Origin of the sequence: Emticicia sp. CRIBPO (assembly GCF_009905725.1) — a bacterium.
Classification (GTDB): domain Bacteria; phylum Bacteroidota; class Bacteroidia; order Cytophagales; family Spirosomataceae; genus Leadbetterella.
The window spans coordinates 206,789-231,779 of record NZ_JAAAKV010000005.1 but is presented as its reverse complement, the minus strand read 5'-3'; the positions used below and the strand labels follow the sequence as shown (position 1 = coordinate 231,779).

Annotated in this window: 26 protein-coding genes; 23 read left to right on the top strand and 3 right to left on the bottom strand. The window is 43.7% G+C overall.

Annotated elements, in window-relative coordinates; genetic code table 11:
• Positions 1-159 precede the first annotated feature (159 nt).
• The 3 genes from GVN16_RS12205 (at position 160) to GVN16_RS12195 (ending at position 3,061) form a co-directional block, all read left to right on the top strand.
• The gene (locus GVN16_RS12205; RefSeq protein WP_166564178.1) at positions 160-1,002 is read left to right on the top strand and encodes a hypothetical protein; all 843 of its coding nucleotides are present in this window, start codon (positions 160-162) and stop codon (positions 1,000-1,002) included.
• Positions 1,003-1,026: 24 nt separating this feature from the next.
• Entirely contained in the window at positions 1,027-2,412 is a 1,386-nt protein-coding gene (locus tag GVN16_RS12200; RefSeq protein WP_166564177.1) for a C13 family peptidase, read from the top strand.
• A 121-nt stretch (positions 2,413-2,533) separates the two neighbouring features.
• Positions 2,534-3,061 (top strand): hypothetical protein, encoded by a 528-nt coding sequence (locus GVN16_RS12195; protein ID WP_166564176.1) that lies wholly within the window; start codon positions 2,534-2,536, stop codon positions 3,059-3,061.
• 419 nt (positions 3,062-3,480) lie between these two features.
• Here GVN16_RS12195 and GVN16_RS26340 read toward each other — a convergent pair whose 3' ends face one another.
• Positions 3,481-3,549 carry a hypothetical protein gene (locus GVN16_RS26340; RefSeq protein WP_409013169.1) on the bottom strand — a complete coding sequence of 23 codons (69 nt, stop codon included), beginning with the start codon at positions 3,547-3,549 and terminating at the stop codon, positions 3,481-3,483.
• Here GVN16_RS26340 and GVN16_RS12185 point away from each other — a divergent pair.
• The 5 genes from GVN16_RS12185 to GVN16_RS12165 all read left to right on the top strand — a co-directional run bounded on the left by GVN16_RS12185 (position 3,527) and on the right by GVN16_RS12165 (position 7,964).
• Positions 3,527-4,033 carry a hypothetical protein gene (locus GVN16_RS12185; protein ID WP_166563991.1) on the top strand — a complete coding sequence of 169 codons (507 nt, stop codon included), beginning with the start codon at positions 3,527-3,529 and terminating at the stop codon, positions 4,031-4,033. The genes GVN16_RS26340 and GVN16_RS12185 overlap by 23 nt on opposite strands.
• Positions 4,034-4,043: 10 nt before the next feature.
• The gene (locus GVN16_RS12180; RefSeq protein ID WP_166564174.1) at positions 4,044-4,655 is read left to right on the top strand and encodes a hypothetical protein; all 612 of its coding nucleotides are present in this window, start codon (positions 4,044-4,046) and stop codon (positions 4,653-4,655) included.
• Positions 4,652-5,326 carry a hypothetical protein gene (locus GVN16_RS12175; protein WP_166564173.1) on the top strand — a complete coding sequence of 225 codons (675 nt, stop codon included), beginning with the start codon at positions 4,652-4,654 and terminating at the stop codon, positions 5,324-5,326. Before GVN16_RS12180 ends, GVN16_RS12175 begins: the two co-directional genes overlap by 4 nt.
• Positions 5,327-5,328: 2 nt before the next feature.
• Positions 5,329-6,876: a right-handed parallel beta-helix repeat-containing protein gene (locus GVN16_RS12170; RefSeq protein ID WP_166564172.1), complete on the top strand. Its 1,548-nt coding sequence runs from the start codon at positions 5,329-5,331 to the stop codon at positions 6,874-6,876.
• A 149-nt stretch (positions 6,877-7,025) separates the two neighbouring features.
• Positions 7,026-7,964: an alpha/beta fold hydrolase gene (locus tag GVN16_RS12165; RefSeq protein WP_166564171.1), complete on the top strand. Its 939-nt coding sequence runs from the start codon at positions 7,026-7,028 to the stop codon at positions 7,962-7,964.
• 16 nt (positions 7,965-7,980) lie between these two features.
• Here the strand turns inward: GVN16_RS12165 and GVN16_RS12160 are convergent, their stop codons facing one another.
• Positions 7,981-9,717 carry a M14 family zinc carboxypeptidase gene (locus tag GVN16_RS12160; protein WP_166564170.1) on the bottom strand — a complete coding sequence of 579 codons (1,737 nt, stop codon included), beginning with the start codon at positions 9,715-9,717 and terminating at the stop codon, positions 7,981-7,983.
• Between the two features lie 172 nt (positions 9,718-9,889).
• Between GVN16_RS12160 and GVN16_RS12155 the strand changes: the two genes are divergently transcribed.
• The 7 genes from GVN16_RS12155 (at position 9,890) to GVN16_RS12125 (ending at position 15,177) form a co-directional block, all read left to right on the top strand.
• A complete protein-coding gene (locus tag GVN16_RS12155; RefSeq protein ID WP_205748846.1) occupies positions 9,890-10,348 on the top strand; it encodes an SRPBCC family protein in 459 nt (152 codons plus the stop codon).
• 23 nt (positions 10,349-10,371) lie between these two features.
• Positions 10,372-11,223, top strand: a complete 852-nt coding sequence (locus GVN16_RS12150) for an isocitrate lyase/phosphoenolpyruvate mutase family protein (protein ID WP_166564169.1) — start codon at positions 10,372-10,374, stop codon at positions 11,221-11,223.
• A gap of 14 nt (positions 11,224-11,237) precedes the next feature.
• Positions 11,238-12,179 (top strand): GlxA family transcriptional regulator, encoded by a 942-nt coding sequence (locus tag GVN16_RS12145; protein ID WP_166564168.1) that lies wholly within the window; start codon positions 11,238-11,240, stop codon positions 12,177-12,179.
• A 64-nt stretch (positions 12,180-12,243) separates the two neighbouring features.
• Positions 12,244-13,017, top strand: a complete 774-nt coding sequence (locus tag GVN16_RS12140) for a DJ-1/PfpI family protein (protein ID WP_166564167.1) — start codon at positions 12,244-12,246, stop codon at positions 13,015-13,017.
• A 192-nt stretch (positions 13,018-13,209) separates the two neighbouring features.
• Positions 13,210-14,058, top strand: coding sequence for a DUF5694 domain-containing protein (locus GVN16_RS12135; protein ID WP_166564166.1), 849 nt, complete (start codon positions 13,210-13,212; stop codon positions 14,056-14,058).
• 67 nt (positions 14,059-14,125) lie between these two features.
• Positions 14,126-14,701: a Crp/Fnr family transcriptional regulator gene (locus GVN16_RS12130; RefSeq protein WP_166564165.1), complete on the top strand. Its 576-nt coding sequence runs from the start codon at positions 14,126-14,128 to the stop codon at positions 14,699-14,701.
• Positions 14,702-14,760: 59 nt separating this feature from the next.
• Positions 14,761-15,177, top strand: coding sequence for a VOC family protein (locus GVN16_RS12125; RefSeq protein WP_166564164.1), 417 nt, complete (start codon positions 14,761-14,763; stop codon positions 15,175-15,177).
• On the opposite strand, the gene GVN16_RS12120 is transcribed toward GVN16_RS12125, so the two are convergent.
• A complete protein-coding gene (locus tag GVN16_RS12120; RefSeq protein ID WP_166564163.1) occupies positions 15,178-17,448 on the bottom strand; it encodes a glycosyl hydrolase family 95 catalytic domain-containing protein in 2,271 nt (756 codons plus the stop codon). It abuts the gene before it with no gap.
• 184 nt (positions 17,449-17,632) lie between these two features.
• Between GVN16_RS12120 and GVN16_RS12115 the strand changes: the two genes are divergently transcribed.
• From GVN16_RS12115 to GVN16_RS12080, 8 genes are all read left to right on the top strand, one after another.
• Complete coding sequence (locus GVN16_RS12115) at positions 17,633-18,241, top strand: PH domain-containing protein (protein WP_166564162.1); 609 nt, start codon at positions 17,633-17,635, stop codon at positions 18,239-18,241.
• A gap of 142 nt (positions 18,242-18,383) precedes the next feature.
• Positions 18,384-19,109, top strand: a complete 726-nt coding sequence (locus GVN16_RS12110; protein ID WP_166564161.1) for an Ig-like domain-containing protein — start codon at positions 18,384-18,386, stop codon at positions 19,107-19,109.
• A gap of 76 nt (positions 19,110-19,185) precedes the next feature.
• The gene (locus tag GVN16_RS12105; RefSeq protein WP_166564160.1) at positions 19,186-19,671 is read left to right on the top strand and encodes a hypothetical protein; all 486 of its coding nucleotides are present in this window, start codon (positions 19,186-19,188) and stop codon (positions 19,669-19,671) included.
• Positions 19,668-20,756, top strand: coding sequence for an AraC family transcriptional regulator (locus tag GVN16_RS26295; RefSeq protein ID WP_166564159.1), 1,089 nt, complete (start codon positions 19,668-19,670; stop codon positions 20,754-20,756). The genes GVN16_RS12105 and GVN16_RS26295 overlap by 4 nt, the downstream gene beginning before the upstream one ends.
• 88 nt (positions 20,757-20,844) lie before the next feature.
• A complete protein-coding gene (locus GVN16_RS12095) occupies positions 20,845-22,713 on the top strand; it encodes a serine hydrolase (protein WP_166564158.1) in 1,869 nt (622 codons plus the stop codon).
• Between the two features lie 329 nt (positions 22,714-23,042).
• Positions 23,043-23,909, top strand: a complete 867-nt coding sequence (locus GVN16_RS12090; protein ID WP_166564157.1) for an alpha/beta fold hydrolase — start codon at positions 23,043-23,045, stop codon at positions 23,907-23,909.
• Positions 23,906-24,385, top strand: a complete 480-nt coding sequence (locus tag GVN16_RS12085; RefSeq protein WP_166564156.1) for an RNA polymerase sigma factor — start codon at positions 23,906-23,908, stop codon at positions 24,383-24,385. The genes GVN16_RS12090 and GVN16_RS12085 overlap by 4 nt, the downstream gene beginning before the upstream one ends.
• Positions 24,375-24,983 carry a hypothetical protein gene (locus GVN16_RS12080; RefSeq protein ID WP_166564155.1) on the top strand — a complete coding sequence of 203 codons (609 nt, stop codon included), beginning with the start codon at positions 24,375-24,377 and terminating at the stop codon, positions 24,981-24,983. The genes GVN16_RS12085 and GVN16_RS12080 overlap by 11 nt, the downstream gene beginning before the upstream one ends.
• Positions 24,984-24,991: the final 8 nt, after the last annotated feature.

Genomic DNA, 24,991 nt, shown 5'->3' with positions numbered 1-24,991 from the left:
CAGATTCAAAAAATGAAAATATTCTATTTAACGGTATTCCGCCACACTTCAGAAACACAAAACCTGCTGCCTGTCGATTTAAAATGTCATTGGTCGATTAACCGTTTCGCCGGTTTGGGTGATTAGATAGATTTGATTCTCATAAATAAAAACGCACTCATGAAACATTTTCTTTTTATCGCATTAATCATCGGCTCCATTGCCTGCTCATCGTCAGGAAACGACCCGGACCCTGATGATACCGATCCGGGCGAAGAACCGGGAACATCCGCTTTAGGTAAAGGCCAGCCGGGCGTGGTCGGCCTCTCAGGAATCAGTGCCTGGGACAATTTATCGTCCTCTGAGAAAAACAAGATCAAAGGCTGGAATGCCATATTCATGCACCAGTCTGTAGGCGGTGACCTTGAAGACGGCTCTGCCAACAACGGTTTCCGGTTTGAGTATTTTGACATGAACGAAAAACCCAATGGTTTATCCGGAAATGTCTTCAGTGCCTCCAACGGCAATCCCATCGAAAAGATACAGGAGTTTAAAAACAACGCCCTGGCCCACAAATCTGCCGTGCAAATCGCCATTTTCAAATTCGGTTATGCAGACATCAATGACGGAAACCTTGAGCAGGTCAAGACTGCTTACAAAAATATGATCGACGACCTCCGCAGTCAGATTTCCGGAGTCCGGTTTGTGCACGTCACCCCTCCCCTGATCACCATTGTCACCAAAGACGAAGGCAATGCCGCCAAAATGAAGATGGCTCAATGGATGAAAGACAATTTCAAGGATAAAGACGTGATTTTCGAACTGGAAGAAATAGAATCCAACAACGGGGCCTGCAAATTAGGTAGTGTATGGACACTCTGCAGCGAAAACAGGTCTACTTCAAGCTGCCCGAGTAAAAATCAGGGTGTTGACGCCCCCGAGGGCCAGGGTCATCTGTGTGAAGCAGCAGCAACCAGGATCAGCAAAGCTTTCTTAATGAGCATTTACAATGCCGGTAAATAACTAAAATCTAAAATGAAAAACCCCATGAAAAATATATTGATCACCTTTCTTCTGGCTGTCATGGTATTTTCTTGCCAGACATCCGAAAACGAATCCATTGAACCCGAGTTTGAAGATTTTTCCAACATTAAATCGGACGACTGGAAAAGCAAGATCGGGCAGGAAATTACCGTTGAAGGCTATCTTATCCAGGTCAGCGAAAATGTTTTCAAGATTGTCAATGACAGCAACTTCGCCAGTCTGAATACCTTTCTGGACCAGAAGAATTACATTCTCGTCCAAACCACTTCCGGAGCTTCGTCCTTTAACCAGTTTGCCAAACTGGGAGAAATGAACGGACAGAAGATAAAGGCCACAGGAAAGCTCTCCATGTTCCAGGCTAAAAATGTTGCCGGGGAATCGATCATGGCGGCTTCCAAACTGATCGGCGAGAAGCACCTGGCCACCATCGTGCTGAACACCATGCCGCTGGCTCTGTCAGCCCAGAAAATGCAGATTGCCACATCCGAATACCTGGACCTGGCCGTCGTCAGGGCCTTGCCCAAAGACAGGACCAAATTTGCCTTGCTTTATAGCGGCGGAATTGATGCTGTGGGGGCATACACCCACTATTACAATAACATTCAAGTGATGTACAACCTCCTCCTCAGACAAGGATATGCAGATGAAAACATCGTAGTGGTTTACAAGGACGGCAAACCGGAAACCCTGATTCCAAGCTCCATCATAACAGTTCCGAGAATATACCCGCAGATACCTGTAAACTACGCTGCCAATCCTTCAGGTTTCGACGATGCCATAAATTACCTGAAGAAAATCATGGCCGGTCAGAAAGCAGAGTTATTCGTGATGACCACGAACCATGGCGGTGGGTATCACAGTGTTGAAAAAGTAAATTACGGAGCCAATGCAGACCTCAACAACGATGAGCCGACAGGGGCATCAACTGATTTCGATGAAGTGCTGAGTTATTACAACCAGTCACAGACTCTCAGCGACGACGATTTTGCCAAAAAGATAAATTCCCTGCCCTTTGTGGTTTTAAAAGGGCTGTTCCTTCAATGTTTCTCCGGTGGATTTATCCATGACATGAGAGGCCCGAACCGGGTGTTGATTTCAGCTACGACTGAATATGAATACAGCTGGGGCAGAAGTTCCTATGACTTGGATGCTTACCTGACTCATTTTCTGTACCCGATCACCTTATCTACCATCCCTCCTTACCTCTTCGATCTCAATAAGGACGGCCTGATGCAGATGAACGAAATATTCAAAGGAGCAAAAGTCGCCGAAGAGATTTACAACAAGGAAAAACCCAGCCAGAAGAGCACTTCCCTTTACGATGACGACGGCGACGGAAAGCATAACAACCCTTCGGACACAGGTTTCGGTTCTAAAATAACATTGTAGTTCTGTAGAAAGGAAAAAGGAGGATGGAAAAAGGAATTGGTCCGGTCAATTCATCCCTCCCAGTCATTCATCATTCACTCATTCTATCATTCATCATTCTATCATTCAAAATTAAACATTTATGAAAACGTACACAATTCTGAAAACAATGGTACTGGCAGCAGTTGTACTGATCAACTGCGGAGCAGGTTGCAGTTCTGAAAACGATGATCCGAAAGCGGAAGGAGATACCTATAAGTTGATGCTGGGCACATGGAAGTTAGACCGGATAACGACGCGTCAGGAGCAATCAAACGGCACATATAAAAACAGCTCTAACTACGCTAAAGATCGTACGATTGATGTCGTTTGGGAATTTGAGAAAAATGGCGGGTTTACTTCCCACGACAATAAAGGGAACAGGCAAACCGGAAACTGGTCATTGAAAGTACAAAAATCAACGGCAAATTATATCGATGAAGGGATACTTACGCTAACCGGATCCTGGACCAAAGAGATTGCACAGGTTTTTGGAAAAGAAAAGCTCGAATATATCATTACCCAGGGAGAAGATGGAGGGAAGCTCTATTTTATTGCCTTAATACAAAGCAAGGACTTCACAGATGATAAGCTAAATACAATAATTGAGTATCAGTATATTAAACAATAAAGAAATGAGACATGCTAATATCCTAAAAACAATATCTGTTGCAGTAATTATTTTGATGGGATCTGCTACCCTTTCAAACGCTCAGAATCTGGCAGGCAAATGGCAGATGATCCGCAGCGGGTACAACATTACCAAACAGGACGGCACCCAGCTTCAGCCCAGGGTTGAAATAAAGGCCAAAGGCATGCTGGTTATCTGGGAATTTTTCGGAGACGGCAAATTCTCCGCAACCGACGGCAAGTCTCCCGTACAACTGGGCCGGTGGAAAGTCAATGGTAATAAACTGATTATTTCAGGAGATTGGGCCAGGGAGCTTTCACAGGCCGTGGGACAAAATGGTGATCTGGTGTTTGAGATAGAAACCTCCTCAAAATCCGGTGCCGGCACACTGCTGACCACAAAAGTAGATGCTACAAAAATCAGCAATTATAAAAAGAACATACTCTACCAGGAATTTCAAAAACTATGAAAAAGCTGCTGAAAATCACCGTATTCTTTCTCTCCGTCATGGTTATTGCCTGCGGGAAGAAAAACAATGAACCTGCTCATCCGCTTGCCGGTGACTGGAAACTAAAAAACGTGGAAAGCAAGCAATACCTGGCTTTTACGGATGATGCTAATAGGCCCGCTTTTGACATCGGCAGAGGCAATTCGACTGTGATGAAGGTGCTTTCAGGTCCGAAACCCGGCCAGTACTACGTTGTCGCCAAAGAAAACATCGATATGTATCTCAGTACGACCGGATCCATATATACTTATATTATGGCCACTGCATTTTCAAGTTCAGATGCCGACCTTTTCACCTTTGTGCCCATCAGCGAAGGCTCAGACCGCTATCACATCCAGTCAGTAGCCAACCCCTCCTCATACCTGGTGAGCTGTTACACGTGTTACGGCAGAAGTTCGACCCTAAGCATCGGGATAATGGACCCAAACTACTGGGATTCCATATGGGTACTCGAAAAACCTTAAATACTATCTCATGGATGCTAAAAAAGCAAAAGGATGTCTGCTATTCCTGGTGATAGGAATCGGCATCAGCTGGGGAATTTACAAATGCCAATACGCCTACAGCTACTGGTCTGACCTTAGAGACAGACCGTGGGCATACAACGATGATGAAAACGCCCCTCTGCTGGTAGATACCTGGGAAGGCTCTTTTAAAGACCCGGACAATATATCCAAAACCATCCGTCTGGAAATCTATGAACCCGTAAGCAAAGAAGAACGGGAGAAAAAGGCAGGCAGAAAATGGAAAAACCGCAAGGGCATCCGTTCAAAAGATAAAAGGGGTTTTGACGGAAATGCGACTGTCATCAGCCGACTCGGACAGGAAAACTACGAAATCTACGGATCCGTAAGCAAAGAAGATTTCCATGATTTCAGTTTTCATTTCAGACCCGAAGATGAAAAAAAGAGGATTCTGCCAAATTTCACACTGCTTGGAGGTTCGGCGGGACATTGGGAGGGCGATGTTCTGACGATCACACTCAGTTTTGGTTACAACACGGCCTCCGGATACAGCCACTACGACAGTCTTGACCCGAGGCATGATAAAAAAGTACAATTAACGTTAAAAAGAAAAACAAAATGAGAACTTATTTTATCCTGCTCAGCCTGCTGTATTTTCTGGCAGGATGTGCACAGAAAGACGATGACCCCGCAGCCTCTTACAAAAATACGGTATGGGGAGGCAAAATCACTTACAAAGCTGAAACCGTCAACAGGGTGTTTGCCCTGAGCCTTGATGACCAGAATAATTTTGTCTGGGAGGATATTTCCGGAAAATACATCGGCAAATGGGAAGTGGCCGAACAGGGAGGTATTATCATCACCTTCACTTCGAACGGCATCAAAACCCACCTGACCTTTAACGGCAATCAGCTTAAAGAAGTCAGCAACATCAACCATGACCACTGGACCATCAAACAACTGGACAAGGCTGCTTCAACTCCCAAAGACCTCGACGATTCAAAATGGCTGAATGAAAAGCAGTGGGACCTGACCTTTTCCAAACAGGCGAAGTCTCTCCAGTTCCGGAAAAACCAGGGTAACGGCGTGACAGATGGCGGAAGCATCACTTACCAGTTGAACGGATCTGTCGTTAACGGAGTTGACGGGCATTTCGGAGCCTCCTTTAAAGCAACGTTTTTTGGTGTCTTTATTACCGAAAAACTGATGATCGGGAATATGGTTTACGCAAAAGACCTGTTCACAAAACCAACACGGGTAGAAGAAGCATACACTTATCTCAGACAACAATAGCCATGAAAAACCTATCATACTTTTTGTTCATTTTATGGATGACCTTTTCATCCTGCCAGAAAAATGAGGTGGAATCTGAAGAATGTTCGGACGACCCGACCGCCTGTGGCTGCCCCGAAGCCCCACCCGATTGTGATGGAGAAGGAACCGGAGGCACGCTAAGCGGAAAAGTATACGTCTCGCCCTCAGGCAGCGACACCAATGATGGCAGCGAAAGCAAACCTTTCAAAACCATACAGGCAGCCGCCAATAATGCCGATCCGGCTAAAAGCATCGAGATCATTTTAAGAGGCGGCACCTATGAAAGTAAAGAAATCAAATTCAGGACTTCGAACATTTATATGCATTCTTATCCGGGAGAATGGGCCGTCATCAAAGCCGGGACTGATGTGGAGGACGTTTCCAGCTGTCTGTGGTTTCGTGAACCGGGAACTTCCAACATCACCCTCGAAAACCTCGAAATCATCGGCGGATATTACTACGGCATTAAACTGGAAAGTAACTGGGACGATGACAGAAGTGTGCCTTTTGCTGACAGAAAAGGCATCTCCAACGTAAAAATCATGAATTGTAAAATCCATGACACCGGTCGAGACTGTATCAAGATAACACCGGGATGCAAAGACATCCAGATACTCAATTGCGAGATCTACAGATCAGGTGTGGGTATTGCGAACAAAGAAGCTCAGAATGCAGAAGGAATTGACAATGTCAACGCAGACAAGATGATCGTCAGAAACTGCTACTTTCACGATATCGCCACCAATGCCTTGTATGCCAAAGGCGGAGCGAAGGATTGTGTTTTTGAGCAAAACCTGATCATGAACTGTGGCGAAGGCGGACTGGTGGCCGGATATCTTGACACGGACGCCGAGTGGTTCAATACCACTACGAATCCCAACTATTATGAAAGCATCAACATCATTATTCGTAATAATATCGTCGTGAATGTAAAACGGGAAGGTATCGGGCTGTATGCAGCGATAGGAGCCCAGGTGTATAACAACACCATTGTCAATGCCGCCAGCGACGACGGCAGCTCCGCTCTGATGATTTCAAGGGGAGAAATATATGGTGCTCCCGCAGGCGACAAACATCCCAAATGCAAAGACCTGAAGGTGTCTAACAATATTTTTATCCAGGCTGGCTCCGCACAAGGGAATATGGCCCGTTTGAGAATTGCTCCGGACGGCAACAATGAAATCGGGAACAATTTCTATTACCGCAACGGCAGTATGACTTTCCGGATTGATAAAAATGAAGATGACTATGAGGAGTTTGACGGTTTTGCGAACTGGAAAACAAAGTCAAAAATGGACGGCACCAGTACGAACGCAGACCCCAGGTTAAACAGCCAGCACCACCTGTCAGGCGACAGTCCTTGTATCGGCAAAGGCAAAGCCCTGGGCAGTTTACTCGAAAAAGATTATGACGGAGGGCCCAGAAGCGGAAATACCGACATCGGGGCTGATCAGTCGAATAATGGCACTTCTCTTTCCGTGCCTCCGGTGGTCTTGCCCCTGGGTACAAAAGGTACCGGTGGAAATTGAAAGTTTAGTAAATGTATGATTGCATTGAAAGCCGCAGGATTCTGTTCTGTGGCTTTTTTATACACAGTCACATGAAAAACACTCTTTGTATTATACTTTTGTAACGGCAGATAGTATCGTCTTCACCACCATTTATAAATCATCAACCCATGCGTTTTGTTCTCCGCTTACTTTTGACAGGTTTTTTATCCGTTTCTTTTTTAAACACCTCTTCACAAACCCTTTATTCCAAGGCCTTTGGAAATAAAAACCATCCCGCAGTCATTTTTATTCATGGAGGACCCAGCGGAAACGCCATCATGTTTGAAGCCACTGCCGCTCAGCAACTGGCTGACAAAGGACTTTACGTCGTCCTGTACGACAGGCGTGGCGAAGGCCGTTCTCCGGATCCCGATGCAAAAATCACTTACCAGGAAGCGTTTCATGATTTGAACGGCATTTACAAACAATATGGTCTCAAAAAAGCCGGTCTGATCGGTTTCAGCTTCGGAGGACTCGTAGCAACTCAGTTTGCTGCCAGGTATCCTGATAAAATCAATGCCCTGATCCTGACCAGTGCCCTGATTTCTCAACAGGAAACCTATGACCACATCCTGGATTCTGTTACAAAAATTTATACAGAGAAAGGAGATGCTGAAAGACTAAAAAAAGTGGCCGAAATAAGAGCCATGGATAAAAATACTGCAGAATACCGGAAAGCCTGCTTCGACCAGGGTTCTGAAAACGGGTTCTTTAAAGTGGCAGACCCTACAGCAGATGCAAAAAAGAGATGGGCTGATTACTATGCAAGTGCCTTTTATAAAAACGACGTCCGGAATAAAAATGCTCCGGCTCTTTTCTATCAGAACGAACCGCGGAAAAACACGGAGGTCAGTCCCGAATTGAAATCATTGAAACAAAAGAATGTAAAAATATATGCCCTTTACGGCAAACAGGACGCCATTTTTTCAGCTACTCAAATCAATAAGCTCCAAACCTTGTTAGGACCGAATAACCTCCGGTATGTAGACAAAGCCTCTCATTACTTTTTTGTTGATCAGCAGGAAGTCTTCCTGGACGGCGTTGCCGGATGGCTTAAGATGAAGTGAGTTATCTTCGGATAACTCACTTCATAATTCTGGCCACAGGATATAACTTGTGAGAAGGCTCATAGTACTCCGAATTTCTGTATACAAAATCAAGCTGGGCTGAAGCGGAAGCCGCGAAAGCGGGCTCAGCTGCTCTTTTTTCTTCCAGTTTTTTCTTCAGCTCCGGGTTCTTTTTCAGGAGTTCTGCAGCAGCGTCTTCAAACACATAAGCCGAAAAATACTCTTTCTGGTTCAATACCCCGTCAAAGAAATTCCAGGCAAAAAACGAGTCCGGTGCCTGTGGCTCCAGTGTTTCAATGATATAACGGGCTGCCGGTTGACTGGTCGGAATCAGAAAATCTCCTTTGTAATATTTCCTTTTGAATGACTTTACCTCCAGTTTTACATCCCTGTTCAGATGGTGTCCTTCGTAAGGCGTCGGGCTCGATTTATAATCGGCAATAATATAATACTCAGCTTCCAGCAAGGTGTCTTTAGCCAGAGGTGTCATCTTCACTCCATTCCATTGCAATCTTTCGATCACAGCTTCATACGCTTTCGGAACCACATAATATTTTGGTTTGGTAATGCTTTGGGTCGCTATATAATGAGGATAATAAGGAATAATCCGTTCATAAGGCTTACTGCGGTCGTAATACAAACGGGGCAGTCCGCTGACTTCACTCGGTTTATACCCAGACTCAAATCCTTTGAAAGAGATACTGTCTTTTCTGGACATATCCAGTTTCCAACTGAGATCAAACTGTGTTTTTGTCTCCACGTCCTTCACTGCCTTAGCATAAGCCTCCAATATTTTCTGGTGATCAGCGTTGGTTATTTTCAGCATACTTTCCATAAGGTCATAGGTGGCCCTTACCCGCATCGGGAAAGGCTTCAGCATGTGGGTTTCAGGAATAAAACCAATGGCATTATGCAAAGCAGCATACCCCGAAGAGTATCTCGGTAAATCCGGGAAGGCCATTAAACCGCCCTCCACTTTCTCTTCAAAATTGACATAGGGACTGAGGTCCCAGGTCCTGAATTTCATTTCAGTCTTCAGTTTCGGCATCAGGGTGGTTTGCAGATATTCCGACAAATGTTGGTTGAGTTTATCTTTCTGCGTGGCAATGAGCGTCATGGTGTATTGGTAATCTGCTCCGTTAGACGTATGATTATCCATAAAAATATGCGGCAGCCACCGGGCATACACCTGGTTGAATGTCCGGGCATTTTTACTGTCTGCCTTGATAAAATCCCTGTTCAGGTCCAGGTTTTTTGCATTTCCTCTGAAACCATAGGCCGCCGGCCCGTTCTGATTGATCCGGCTGATACGTCCCCTGTTCCATCCGCCGTCGATGTTATAAAAAGGAATAAAAACAAGTACTGTATTTTTCAGGATATCCCGTTTCTCAGGCCTGATCAGGAAATCCCGGATCAGCATCATCGTCGCATCCACGCCTTCCGGTTCGCCCGGGTGGATGGCATTGTTAACAAAAAACACCAGCTTTTTCTTCTGCCGGGCCAGTTCCGGACTGAAGGTGTTATCAAATGACAACACACCTACATGCAACGGAACTCCTGCATCGGTATCTCCAGTAGCCGTAAGTTTAAACCATTGCGGGTATTTTTTCGCAAGTCCCTGGTAAAACGCTATCGTTTCAGCGTAGGTAGCCGTCTGGTCGGTATCTTTTTCAAAAGGCGTAACCTGTCCATGAGACGTAAAAGCAAGAATAAATGAGAAACTGAGAAGTAAAACGTATTGCCTGATTTTCATAATAAGCGGCTTAAATATAGTTTAGAGTTTGTTTATGCAAATTAAGCAAAAAACAGGCAGTAAAGATGCTCCGCCTCATATTTCAATCGCTCAGATGCCTGGTCGGAAAACTCTGTTTGTTTCAGTACGCATTTCGTATTAATTTCAGCATAAAATTCAAACTTACCTTAACATGACAAACATTACGGGTCCGGTCATCACCTGCCAGATGCTCATCAGAAAACCAGCCAGCGAAGTTTTCAATGCCTTCATTGACCCTTCCGTTACGACCAATTTCTGGTTTACCAAATCCAGCGGTTCGCTGACCGCAGGGCAGTCTGTCACCTGGGAATGGGAAATGTACGGAGCCTCCGCCCCGGTTTCTGTTAAAGAAATTGTAGATAATCAGCTGATCAGGATAGAATGGGGTGATCCGGCTACCACGGTTGAATTTGAGTTCAACGACAGGAAAGATGATACTACTTATGTGATCATCAGAAGTTATGGTTTTAAACAGGAAGGCGAAGAACTCATCAGTGTCATCATAGACAACACCGGCGGTTTCACCACAGTACTGGATGGCCTGAAAGCCTGGCTCGAACATGGCCTGAGACTAAACCTCATCGGTGACAAGTTTGCAGGCGGCAAATAATTTTATCTTTTAATAACGGAGCCATGGTCAACACCAAAACACAAAAAGAAAAAGCAGAAGACCTTTTTAAACTTCATCATTCGGGCAAACTGCTGGTACTGCCCAATATCTGGGAACCGCTGGGAGCAGAATTGCTTGAAAGTCTGGGTTATCCTGCCATTGCTACGGCCAGTGCCTCCATTGCCTTTACGAATGGATACGACGACGGCGAGAACATCCCCTTCGGTGATTTATTGAAAATCCTGAAGAAAATCGCCGGAAGTGTTGATATCCCGGTAACTGCCGATATAGAAAGTGGTTATGCAGAAACCGATGAACGGCTGGCTGAAAACATCCGGGCAGTGATCGAAACCGGTGTTGTAGGCATCAATCTGGAAGACACCGACAAACAAAATAAAAGCCTTTACCCTGTCGAAATTCAATGCCGGAGGATCAGGCTCGTTAAAAAAGTGGCGGCAGAAATGAACGTCCCTCTTTTTATCAATGCCCGCACCGACGTCTATCTAAACGGGAAGATTTTTGAAACTCCCGAAGCAAAATATGAAGAAGCCTTAAAACGCGGACTGGCCTACAAAGAAGCGGGGGGAGATTGTTTCTTTCCTGTTTTGATAACAGATGCCGTACACATCAGTAAACTGGTATCAAACCTCGGTATGCCCCTCAATGTACTTGCCTTCAAAGGCATTCCTGAACTCAACGAACTCCAGGAAATGGGCGTAGCCAGGGTAAGTCTCGGGCCTTCTTTCCTGAAAGTGGCTATACAATCCATGAAAAACCTGGCTTTGCAGCTCAGGGAAAACAACGGATTATCGGTCATCACCGAAAACGACGTGACAACGGAATATGTAAGAAACCTGGTCAACAAAAATTACTGATCTCTATCTTAAAAGTGAGCAACAGGGTCATTTTCTATCTTTCAAACGACGTCCATATCCTGGACCTCGCCGGCCCTCTCCAGGTCTTTTATGAGTCGGGTGAATACGGCATTCCCTATCAAATCATTTATGTTTCCGACGAAAGTGAAAAACGGTTTTCCTCCGGGCTTTTCTCTCAGAAACTCACACCTTTTTATGACATCATACTTCAGCCCGGTGACATTCTTTTTATTCCGGGCTTCAGTATTGACATGAATCACCGTTTCGACCCTGTGTTTTTTGAATGGCTTCATGAAGCTGATAAGAATCAAATCACCATCTGCACAGTTTGTACCGGTATTTATGCCCTGGCAAAAGCAGGTATTCTGGATGGCCGCGAATGCACCACCCACTGGAAATACCTGGATGCCCTGCCAAAGTATTTCCCGGCTTTGAAAGTCCAGAAAAACCGTCTTTTCGTTAAAAGCGGTCACATTTTTACCTCGGCAGGCATCACCACGGGCATCGACCTCGCACTATTCCTTATGGAGGAAAGGCATGGGGCTAATTTTGCATATAAACTCGCCAAAGAACTGGTCGTTTACATCCGCAGAGACAGTGCAGATACGCAGGAAAGTGTTTTTGTGCAGTTCCGGCAACACATCAATTACCAGGTGCATGAGGTACAGGACTGGATCATTCATCATCTCCACACCAAAATCACAATAGAAGACCTTTCCGAAAAAGTGAACATGAGCCCGCGTAATCTGACCAGGCTATTCAAATCCAAAACGGGGATTACAATCGGTGAATACATTGAAAACCTGAGGGTGGAAAAAGCTTCTCAGTTGCTCAAACAAAATGAAAAGGTAGCTTCAGTAGCTCAGCAGTGTGGCTTCAGGAATACCAATCAGCTGATCAGCCTGCTTAAAAAGCACAAAGGGCAGCTACCCAAAGAGCTTCGTAATTTGTCCTGATTCCGACTATAAATGTCCTTTTGCGTCATTTATTCCCCTGTTAGTTTTGTAAGAAAAACAAAGAATGAAAAAGTACCTTTTATGTTGTCTTGTCCTCATCTCTCTCCCTGGCCTGGCCCAGAAAGAAGAAGGAGAAATTTATGTTTGTCCGCCATGTAACAACGCCTGCGACAAACTCACTTTTGAGAAAGAGGGTGTTTGCCCCCATTGTAACATGACCCTCATCAAAAAATCAGCGGTAAATAAAAAACCCATGACCATTTGCTTCTACCTGCAGGATGGTGTGGAGGTTCTGGACTTTGCCGGGCCGATGGAAGTCTTTTCTTATTCAGGAGCGAAGATCTTTACCGTTTCCAAAACCAGAACACCTATTAAATCACAGGGCATTTTAAAAATCATCCCGGATTATGACATCACTGATGCCCCTGAGTATGATATCTTAGCCGTGTTCGGAGGAAATTCCGGCAATGCATCCAATGATCCGGAGGTCGTTTCCTGGATAAAAGCACGCGAAAAGACCACTCAGTACTACTTTTCAGTTTGTACAGGGGCGTTTATTTTCGGCAAGGCGGGTTTACTGGACAATCTGACGGTAACCACTTTTCACGAAAGCATCGAAAGCCTGAAAAAAGCTGTTCCGACAGCCAAGGTATTGTCTGATGCCCGGTATGTTGATAACGGAAAAATAATTACTACTGCAGGGATTTCAGCCGGGATTGACGGGGCATTACACCTCGTCGAAAAACTTCACAGCAAAGAAATGGCTAAACAGGTAGCATTTTATATGGAATACGACAAGTGGGTGCCCGGCCAGGGCCTGGTGATCCCCCCAAAGTAATTCAGGTTTTTGACTAATAAATAATAGGAAAGGATTCACCGGTATGGTGGATCTTTTTTTGTTTAAGGGATATATCAATGCCCGGTAGTTAAAGTCTTTACATTTCTTATTAAATACCACAGCTTTTATTTTTTGATCCGGCTTAGCTTGTTCTTCATTTTGATTACTTTTGGATAATAAAAGCTAATACAAATGAAAAAAGCCATTTTACTTATTCTGACCTTCCTTAACACCCTTTGCGTTTCCGGACAATCTAAAGACGACAGGCCTTCACCCTCCTCCTTTTTCCCTAAAGAAAGGGCCAAAGTAATGATCGTGGGAACCTTCCATTTTGACTATCCTAACCTGGACGTAAGCAAAACCCTGGATAAGGACAAAGTGGATGTTTTGACAGAACCCAAAAAATCAGAAGTGACAGAACTCGTTAACTACATTAAAAAATTCATGCCCACCAAGATCGCCATCGAAGCATCTCCCGAATGGAAAGCCGGGGAAAAACTCAGAAAATACAAGGCGGGGGAATTGAGAGAAAAAAGAGATGAACGATATCAGTTGGGTATGCGAATCGCCCATGAAATGAAAATGGACACTATTTACAGCATCGACGCCGAATCTTTCGACAACGAGCTCGTAAAACTTGATTCCGCCTATTTTCAAAAACTGTTCACAGATTTTGATTTTCAAAGCACTGATAAATACCAGGAGATATTTACCAAATGGTTTGACTATGAAAACAAACAGCCTGCTAAAACCAATTTGCTGAAACACCTCAAAACAGCCAACTCAAGAGAATCACATCGACTGAATTACGGTGCCTACCTCATCGGTGATTTCAAGCTTGACGATCAAAGAGGGGCTGATATTCTTTCTATCTGGTGGTACAACAGGAATCTCAGGATATTCAGAAAACTTCAGCAAATCACCGAAAGTCCCAAAGACAGAATTCTGGTTATTTTCGGCAATGGCCATGCCGCAGTGCTGAGGCAACTACTCGAAAGTTCTCCTGAATATGATTTTATAGAATTTGATAGTCTGAAATAAGCTTAATATCATTTTTTTTCTTTGCTTCTGAACCCAAAGTTGAAATGAAAAAAGCAGGCGTTTGAAAATGGAAAACCTCCTCAAATACATCTATTCTTTAAACAGTTTTTCTGAAACCAGCTGGGAGGCTCTTCTGCCGGCATTGACAAAAAAGCAGTTTAAAAAAGGAGAATACCTGCTGAAGGAAGGCCAGGTTTGCCAATCGCTGTTTTTCATAGACAAGGGTTTCTGTAAAAGTTTTTACGAGGTAGACGGAAACATAAAAAATACAGCGTTCTTCTTCGAAAATGAGATCGCGACCAATCTCCATAGTTTCGGTAGCGGACAAAAATCCGACTACAACATCATCGCTTGTGAACCACTCACAGTAATCATTTTTGATAAAGAAAAACTGATTGAAGCTTCCACGCAGTCCCCGGAGATTGATACCCTGGGTAAAAATTGTATCCGCCTGTTCGCTTCCAGGCAGGAGGAGTTTTCGAAGCTTTTCCACTTGTTTTCGGCCAAAGAGCGGCTGGAGTATCTGGAGAAAAATTACCCTCCAATGCTGCAAAGGGTTTCTCTTTCCCAACTGTCTTCATTCCTGGGGGTAGCCAGGGAAACACTCAGCAGGATCCGGAAAGAACGGACCCGCATTTTGTGAGAATTGTCACAGGTGCAGGCAAAATTTACTCCCGAACTTTGCATAAAAAATAAAACATCATGCAAAAGTTAAAAAAGATCGATGCCGAGACCAACATCCTTACCTGGTTTGAAATTCCGGTACTGGATACAGAAAGAGCCAGGAAATTTTATGAATTTATCCTTGATATTCAAATGGCCACAAGGGCTTTTCCTGAAACGGACGAAGAACTTACCTTCTTTCCTTACAACCCTGATGTCATTCAGGCCACTTCAGGCCGGGTAACCGGCGTGCTAAGCAGGTCTGATAAATCCAAACCCTCAAAAGAAGGGACCCTGATCTATATCAACGCCAGTCCTGATATCCAGACGGTACTCGACAAAGCGGAACAGGCCGGAGGAAAAACTATGGTCCCCAAAACACAAATGAACGCCGGTTTTATAGCCGTCATTCTCGATTCCGAAGGCAACCGTATCGGGCTGCATGCAGAAAACTGATCACCGTTTTTTGTTCAGTATCGTTATCTGCTCCTGTCCGTTCATTTCGATTTCCACAATACCGTCTCTGACCTGGTACTTTTTCATGGCATCAGACAGGGCAAAGTCAGAAAAGGGTATTTTGATTTTCAAAAGCCCTTTTCTTTCAGCTTTTATCTTAATGGTCTTAAAGTTCCCGTTTTCCTTAGTTCCGGAAATCACAAAACCTCCTTCTGCCCTGAGCGTATTGAACGAAACATTGTTCCAGCTGTCAGGCACAGCAGGAAACACCTCCACATACCCGCTTCGGCTCTGAAGAAGCAATTCATGAACCCCCTGTGCAAAAGCAAAATTACCTTCCAATGTAAACGGCCTGTAGGTAAATCCGGAGTATTGTCCGCCTTTCTGGTCTCCGTTCAGGTGGAAACTATTAGGCGAGCAAAAATTAGTGGCGAATATACTCAGTTGCTTCACTGCATTGTCTGCCTGGTAGGCCCTGGCATACATAGATGCCATCCAGCTGAAAGAATACCCGCACCAGGCCCTGGTCCCTTTTTCTTCTATCCTTTTCAGGGAGTTTTCGATGACGGTTTTGTCCTGTGGCTTGTTTACATCCAGCAATGCAAGCGGATAAATGGCCATATACTGCGAAAAATGCCGGTGCGATTCATTCAGATTCTGACCTGGGGCTATCGTAAACCCTGTCTCATTCACCTCGTAATCCGGAAGCTGGGATAGTATTTCCTGCCAGTGTTTTGTCTCGCCTGGCTTTCCTGATGCCTCCGCCACTTCAGCAGCAGCATTAAACAGGAATTTCGCAAGAGAAAGATCAAAATTGCTCCATTTCAAAAACCAGGCGTCAATGCTGTTGTCGTTATATTCTGGACTCGAACTCAGCGGCAGGCTTCTTACCCCGTCTTTAAGCCGCGTGATGTTTTCGAGGTAAGTAGCCGCATCATGAATATAAACATAAGCCCTGTTTTTAAGGAAATCCGCATCCAGCGAATATTTCCACTGCCAGTAAAAATGCTGTGCACACCAGGCACTCACTGTCGGCGAAAGCGAATATTGTATCCACCCTCCCATCGGGTCGCCGTTTAAAGTAACTACCCCCGGAACGTTCAAACCCTCCACCCCAAAATAGGCTTTGGTATACTCGTGGTTCTTCGCTTTGATTTTCCACAGCCAATCCGTAAAAGTAGCCGCCTCATCCAGGTGATTCCCGGTGTAAGCGGGCCAGTAACTCAACTGTGTGTTCAGATCATTATGAAAATCTCCTTTCCACGGAGGCAGGCTGCCGTTATCAGCCGTCCAGACGGCTTGAAGTGTAATCGCCGGAGTACCTTTTCGCGACACACATCCAAGTTTATATAATTCAAGGTAATATTGTTTTTCAATGACTGCATCCGGTAAACTGACAGACGACTTAGACCAGAATTCCGACCACCATTTCACGTGCGAATCCCATTGTGTAGGCTCTTTGGCAGTAGTTATCAAAGCAGGCAATACTGCCGGCTGGTTGTTCGAAATCGTCCAGCTTCCTATCAGCTTATTGCCCGGGAATTCCTTCCAGCTGACCAGCACTTCATAATATCTTCCATCATAGGTGGGCTGCTTATACCTTATTGAATTAGGGGAAGAAACAACTTGTCCCTGGATGTACCCCAGTTTCTGAAGGCCTTCTCCGGCATGGCTGTTATCATTCTCAGCCTTTTTTCCGTTGCTGTAATTATGAACTGAAAGCTTCGGAGCCATTGAACTGATCAGCTGAGCGGAAGAAACATTCTCAAAACTGAAAAATCCCTGTGGTTGTGAAGCATGAATATAAGACCTGAAAGTAATTCCGCTTTCAAATTTCACGGTATTCAATGCTGTTTTTATGTCCAGTTCGTTCGAGATGACTTTGCCGAAAGCCGCGATGTCAAACTCCAGGGCCGCGGCGGGTAGTTTGGTCGGGTAGGGAATGTTGTCATAAGGCCAGTCGCCCAGCTTCTGAACGTCCTGGTAGTTCTTTTTGAGGACCTGCTCCTCCACCCACTTAAAATTGAACTTAGTGATGTCCATTGCTTTTCTTTCATCCCAAAGATCGGCCCGGTCCAGCGAAAGTCTCAGCCGCCCGGCCTTCTCCCAGATCAGTGCTCCGAGCATACCATTACCAAGCGGAACAGCCTCATCCCATTTTTTACTTAGCTCTGAAAACTGCAGGTTATGCTGTGGCTTTACCTGGGCCGTAACGCCGCAGCCCATCAGGATACATCCTGAAAAAACAATGCTGGTTATAAATTTATGCATGACTTTTATCTCTTGATTCCAGTTTTTACCGTTCTAAGATAAGCAGAATTTTCAATTTCCGTCAATCGTCTTAAAAAACACCTTTTAACTTTATAGTATACAAGGTTTTAGCTATTTTTGAGAATGTGCAGGTGTTTTTCATTCGCATATCCGATTTTCATCACCCTTATTTCAAGCCATCAAAATGATCGACAATCTTAAAAGATTTTTAAACGAAGAACAAGACCCGAAAGCCATTGAAAAAATCGTGTCTAAGCTTAACGGTGTGCTCATGAGCAGCGAAGAAATAGAATACATAGCTGTTCAGAAAAAACCTGCCGTTAACCTGTCTCCGGATGCCATTGCCTTAACCAACAAGCGAGTCATCTTTTGCCGCCCTAAAAATCTCGGCTTGTCTATGGAATTTCAGGATTATTACTGGAAAGACGTTTTGCAATGTCATGTGAAGGAAGGCATTCTCGGGGCAGAGTTTTACCTTAGAACAACCAAAGGACTCGAAAACCAGATTGACTATCTGCCCAAAACACAGGCCCGTAAACTTTATGCCTATGCCCAGGAGCAGGAACAGCTGCAGCAGGAAATCAAACGGCAGCTTGAACTGGAAACCAAACGTGCGGAAGCCAGCAATATATCGGTAGCCGCCGAAAAACAGGTACAGGAAACACATGCCCCCACGGCTCCCGAGGATCCGATGGTGACAGCCCTGCAAAAGCTGAAAAGCCTATTCGACAGCGGTCTGATCACCCAGCAGGAGTTTGAAGCCAAGAAAGCAGAAGTATTATCCAGGATATAAAGCGTACCACAATAAGTTGAAGCTATGTTTTCTAAACCATAGCTTCAATGAATACCATTTCCTCCCTCCAAATTTAATATTACCTACTCTATCCGAAGGCATGATTTTTGCATCTCAATTGCCGTAACTAACTAATATTGAGATGAAAAAAATACTACCGGCCATGGCCTTCGGGCTGATTATATGGGCATGCGGCGACAACGTAACCCCTTACGAAATCAATAAACCTGAATTGCAGCTTTACTACAACCAAACACACCAGTTTGAAGTATCACAGGCCAATGTCAGGCAGAATGCGGCCAATTTCAGCTGGAATTCTTCTAATCCGGCAGTGGGCACGGTGGATGCGTCGGGCTTATTCAAAGGTAAAAAAATCGGAATCACCACCATTACAGGCTCCAGCGGGAAATCCAAAGTGAGTGCCGAAGTTACCATTAAACCTTACATTACCCTTTGTAAAGAGCCTGTTCTTGAATTCGGACTGACCAGCACAGCCATCAAATCAAAGGAAACCAGGACCTTGGTAGAAGAAGATGGCGACGGGCTTCATTTCAAAGGCGAAAATGCCAACATCAGGGCCATTATTTATACCATGAAAAACGGGAAAATGGATAATGCAGCGATTTTACTGAAAAACGACAACACCCTGATTCCGAACGCCACCACGTTTCTCAAAGAACGCTACACCTTTGTCGGAACAGCCGAATCCGTCTCTTATTTCAGCAATGGCAAAAACATCACGCCAACCATTGGCAATGACAAAACCCTCGGGTTGCTTATCCTGTACCTGAATGTTACAAAATCTGCAAGGGTTTCTTTGTCTGATTATAATGACGCTATAAAAGAATTAAAGAAAAGAAGCTTTTAAAAGGCATACGAAAGTTTTTATCTATTTTTGAGAGTAATATCTATCGCTTTTAATCAGTTATTTACTCCAAAATCCAATGAATATTAATAAAATCTACGCTGATTCTTTTGATACCTTTAAAGTGTTTGACAACCTTGACATTAATCAGGCTAGTTTGACGAATTTCAATTCTCCGAAAAGTGTCTGGCAAATCCTGAATCACCTGATCATCTGGCAAGCCTGTCAATTGGAAAAGTTACAAGGCGTTAATACTGCAGATATTGGAGAAACAGATACCTGGTTGAAAGACAAGAACATCGATGATCAGGCCCTTCTTGATGACGGCATTGCTCGTTTTCACCAACTGAACCACCAGGTTAAAACAGAGATATCTGGCTGGACTATTGAAACCCAAGACATTGAGTTCAAACTAAAAACAGTGCAGGAACTTACAGTTCATTTGTCTTTTCATTTAGGTGAAATCATATTATTCTTGCGTCAGAATGGCTACTATCCCATGCCTGACAAAATGAAGTCCTTTTTGAATGAAAATAAACTGCCAATTATAAAAAACCAACTGTGAATAACCCATTGCTGATAGGCCTGACGACCGGAGGAGCCTTTCTCCTTTCATTTGTCCTGTTTAGTCATCCACAGAAAAAAAACCTCCTGGCCAGCAAATGGCTTGGAATATTTGTGGCGACACTGGGTTGTGCTATGCTGGAAATTTTCATTCATACCGTAAACCTTCAGGAAAAATACAGGTTTGGATTAAGTTCTGTTGAAGCAAGTCGCTTTTTATCAGCCCCCGCCCTTTTTCTGAGTGTTGTTTTTTATACTTCCGCTGTCAAACAATTCCATTACCGGTACCTGTGGCACTTCTTACCTTTCTTATTGTTCTTTTCGCTGAATCTCTGTGAGCCGAAACTCAGCCCCGGTCCATTTACGACGTTCGCCTTCCTGGTCATCAAAGGATCGTTGCCTCTTCAAACCGTCATTTATATTATCTTATGCTTTGTCAGATTAAAAAAACACAGCCAAAATCTCCGGGAAATTGTCTCTTCGACGGAATACCAGGACCTTTCCTGGTTAAAAAACTTCCTGGTCGTCCTCGTTGTCGTTGTACTGATCTGGCTCAATCTTGCTTTCTTCAATTTTAAGCCTTTATATAACTTTACCCCTTTCATTTACCTGGCAAGTGTATACTTCCTGGCCTATTTTTCTTTAGGTCAGCGGGAGGTATATGCTTTTAATTCTGCACAGCTGGAGGAAGTAGAAAAAATAATACATCCCAAAACCACAAAACAAAAAAGACTGTCAGATGATGAGATTCTGCTGCTGAAAAATAGACTGGAAAAATTAATGAAAGAAACCAGGATATACTTAGAAAATGACCTGACTCTGCCTGTCCTGGCTTCGGAAATGAATACTTCTATTCACGACCTGTCGTTCCTTATCAACCATGCCTACAATGAAAATTTTTTCTCATTCATCAACAAATACAGGATTGAAGAAGCTAAAAGCCTTTTATTGTCAGAGAAATTCAATCATCTGAATATCCTGGGTATCGCATTTCAATCGGGTTTTAATTCCAAAACAACATTTAACATCACCTTTAAGAAGCACACGGGCTTATCTCCTACCGATTACGTAAAATCTCAAAGATAAAATATGTTCACTTGGATATAACGGAACGCTTTGTTCCGATCTGGTTTTCAATTTTGAGCCATAATATCAAACTTTAATCATTGAGTATATGGACTTCCAAAAAATGAAAATCCCGGCCCTTGCCTTATTTATGCTTTACACCTTATTTTCCGGTTCAGATCTTTCTGCACAACGCCTCCCGGAGAATATTACAGAGCTCACAAAAGAACTAAGTATTCAAATGGAAAAGCAACATGTAGCCGGCATGATGATGACCATCGTTACCAGAGACTCCGTATTATTTACAGGCGGGCTGGGGCTCGCTGACATAGAGTCACAAGAATCCGTCACAAAAAATCACCTGTTCAGGCAAGCCTCTGTTACGAAAATCTTTGTTGCATTAGGCATTACACAACTCGTGAAAGAAAGAAAACTCTCGGTAAATACGAAATTACGAGAAATTGCTCCTGAAATTCCGTTTGAAAACAAATGGGAAAAAACTCATCCAGTTACCATAGGAGATTTAATGGAGCATACCACCGCCTTCAGTGATAAATCTCCTTTTGAAGAATACAATTTTTCGGGAAAGAAAAAAAACCCTCTGGAAGCCCTTAAAGTGTTCCGGAAATTCATGGTTTCAAGATGGAAACCGGGAGAAAGGCACAGCTATTCTAACGTTAACTATGCTATTCTGGCTTATGTTATTGAAAAAGTCTCCGGAGTATCTTCTGATGAATATCTGAAGAAAAAAGTATTTATTCCGTTAGGAATGTCAAACGCAAACCTGCTTTTAACTCCCGGAAAGACAGGCCTTTACAGCAAAGGATATGTATGGAAAAACAACCGGTTCAGGCTTGTTCCTCATCAACCTCCTTTCAACGCCGGTTACTCTGCTCTAAACGCCAGTGCCGGAGACTACAGCCTTGCTTTGAAATATTTTCTGACTGGAGAAACGCCAAACGGACAATTCCTTTCCAAAGACATGCTGAATGATACTGAAACACCACATCATTATCTCTCCGCAAAAGCCGGATTAAAAAATACTTACGCTTATGGTAATGAATGCTTTAATATAAACGGGCATATTTTCAGAGGACATAACGGAGCCATCGGGGGCTATCTGTCCAGGTTTGTTTACAGCCGGGAAACTGGGGTTGCTTATGCCTTCAGTCTCAATACCCACAACGAATCTTTCTTTCATTATGCCGACCAGCTTATCAGTCACTTTCTGCTGAGAAACAAAAGAAAACACGAAACCACCGCTGAAATCCCGGTCAAAAAAGCCATCGCAGAACGCTACCGGGGTTATTACAGACTGAGCAACCCCAGCCAGCTTTATTCAGGTTTTTTTGAAAGTCTGACAAATACCTTTCATATCGGGCCTGCTGGAAATGCCTTAAAAGTCGACATTATTTTAAGAGGTTCAATGATCTGGAAAGCTGCTGATCATTCGGGCTTACGGTACAGGGATAAAAACGCAGCAACTTCACAAATCGTTTTTCTTAAAGACGAAGACAACAAACTTTCTATTGCCGATGGTACTCTTTATTTCAGCAAAATTACTGCTGCAGAAGCATGGCTTCCGCTCATTTTCCTGATATTCAGTTTTATTGTATTAATCTCAACGCACTTCTTCGGCGGTATTTGTCTGCTGACTTTCCTCCTCAGGAAGAATCGTTTGTCAGAGTTGCCACTCAAATTAGCTCCCGCTTTCGCTACTTCAGGACTTTTAATCATTCTTATAACCATCCCAGACCTCTTTGAACACATGCGTGAAGCCAGCGACATGTTTTATTCCAGGCTTTTGTGGCATAGCGGCAAGTACATCTTTGTTATTTTTTCGGTCGTTTTTTTATATCTGCTCCTTATCAAATGGAAACACCTGGGGAGCAGAGTCTTAAAAATATACCTTGGCTCAGTCTGCATTTCCTGCTGTTATGTGTTAGCCTTATTGATCGCTAATCACTTTTACCCATGATAAAAAGCAATATTTTATGGCTTTCTGTACCTAAAAAAGTGAGTGTGTATTCATCGAAAACCTGTATTCCGTTTCGCCTGATATAGAAAAGATTAATAACCCGCTACATTCTCCTGATAAGGTCGCTTACCTAAACGAAAACTAACGCTGTTTCGGACATTACCGTTTCAGCTGCGACCTGACGGAGGCCAACATCCTCTATTTTGATAAAACCGGAAAATTCGGTGAAGTAATGAATACTAAGTTTCCACACACTTAACAAAAAAACAAAATTCCTGTAAGATTTGAGCCTTTTCTGTATCTAAAGAGAAAACTTAAAACTTCAGCTCATGAAAGCTCTCAAAATCGTTACTGTATCTATCTTATTCTCATTAACTGCCCACGCTCAAAAAGCCATTCAGGTTAAAAAAACCGGGTCCGGAAGACCCATGATCTTTCTTCCACACATCGGGTGTTCGTCTGATATGTGGGAGCAGATAAGCCAGCATTATAGTAAGAATTACACCTGTTATCTTGTAGATTTCGCGGGCTTCGATACAATGAAGCCGGTTGAAGCCCCTTTCACTGAACAGTATATCTCTGCCCTAAACGGCTTTATCAAAGAAAACAAACTTAAAAATATCTCGCTCGTGGGACAGAACTACGGAGCCTATATCGCCATGAAAGTCGCCCTGCAAAACCCTTCAGTTGTCAGCAGGGTGGTCGTTTCAGATTTTTATCCCAATCTGGGCATGGTCCTCGACAGTGCCATGACGGCAGAAAAGCTGGAGATCATTAAAAAGAGCATTGTAAAAACAACCCTTGAAACCGACTCCCTTAACTTCTCAAACTACCAGAAACAAATGGCCTCAGGCATGAATTTCATAAATACAACTTACATTGATAAATTTGTTGAATGGCAAAATAATTCCGACCGTCAGACACTGGCCGGAACGCTTTGCGAACAATTAAGTGATAACCTGTTGCCTGAACTGAAAGAGAATAAAATACCTGTACTGGCTTTTTCCACCTGGTATTTTGCGAGGACCTACAAAAAAATGCCCCTTTCAGCATCAGAGGCAACGCTTCAGAAAATGTACAAGCATACACCCAATGTTACCCATGCCGTGACAGAAGAAGCCAAGGATTTTATTGCGATAGACCAGCCCGTTTGGTTCACAGCCCGCCTCGACGAGTTTTTAAACCAGAATAAATGAAGGAACAGGAAATATTTGAACAGCTATATTCCGAATACCAGGACAAAATCTTCCGGCTTTGCTACGGATATGCCAGGAATCCGGAACTTGCTTCTGATCTGACCCAGGATTGTTTCATTAGAGTCTGGGAAAACATACGTTCGTTCAGAAACGAATCGTCCGTCAGCACCTGGATTTACCGCATCGCCGTCAACAACTGCCTGCTCTATCTGCGGAAAAACAGGTCTGGGAAAATAAGTTTTGAATATATAGATAAAGATATTCCATACCAGGAAGATGAAAATGCGAATAAAGAAGAATCCATAGAAAACCTTTACAGGGCCATTCAAAAACTCCAGGAAACAGAACGGGCCATCATCTCCATGGTACTTGAGGACATGTCTTACAAAGAAATCGGAGATGTAATGGGCATCAGTGAAAACAGCGTTGGCGTCAAAGTACACAGGATCAAAAGAACTTTAAAAAATGAACTCTGAATTGGATCAATACAAAAACCTATGGAAGCAAAAACAGGCTTCACGGCTAAGTCCGGCAAATGAATTGCTTACAAAAGCAGGAACCCTTGCCGCCACGCTCAGAAAAAAGCAAATGAAACAAATCCTGATTTTTGCTGCTACCACTATCGCCATTATTTACATCCACCTGGTATCTTCACAAAAAATAGAAACTTCACAAGCCGGGTTTTATATTTTGCTGGGCTGTTCCTTTTACTATACTTCTACAAGACTTTTCGTGTACATGCAGCTGCGTAGAATCAGGTTGACCGACACAGCCCTCAAAGTGCTTCAAAGAATTAAAAAGTACAACAGGATCAACCAGTTTTTACTGACCGAAGGCCAGCTGATCTACGTGATCATATTAAGTACAGGGGTTTATTTGTACCTGCGGCCTGTCATCGGAGTGCTGCACCGGAATCTTTCCCCGGAATACATCAGTTATGTCAAATGGGTCTGGATCACCTATATTCTTTGGGCGGTTTATCATACTTTTTACATCAAGAGAAAAGAGGCCCGCCAGGAAGCTGCAAAAATCAGCAATATCATAGCTTCACTTCAGAACAATACTTTAAAATGATATACGTT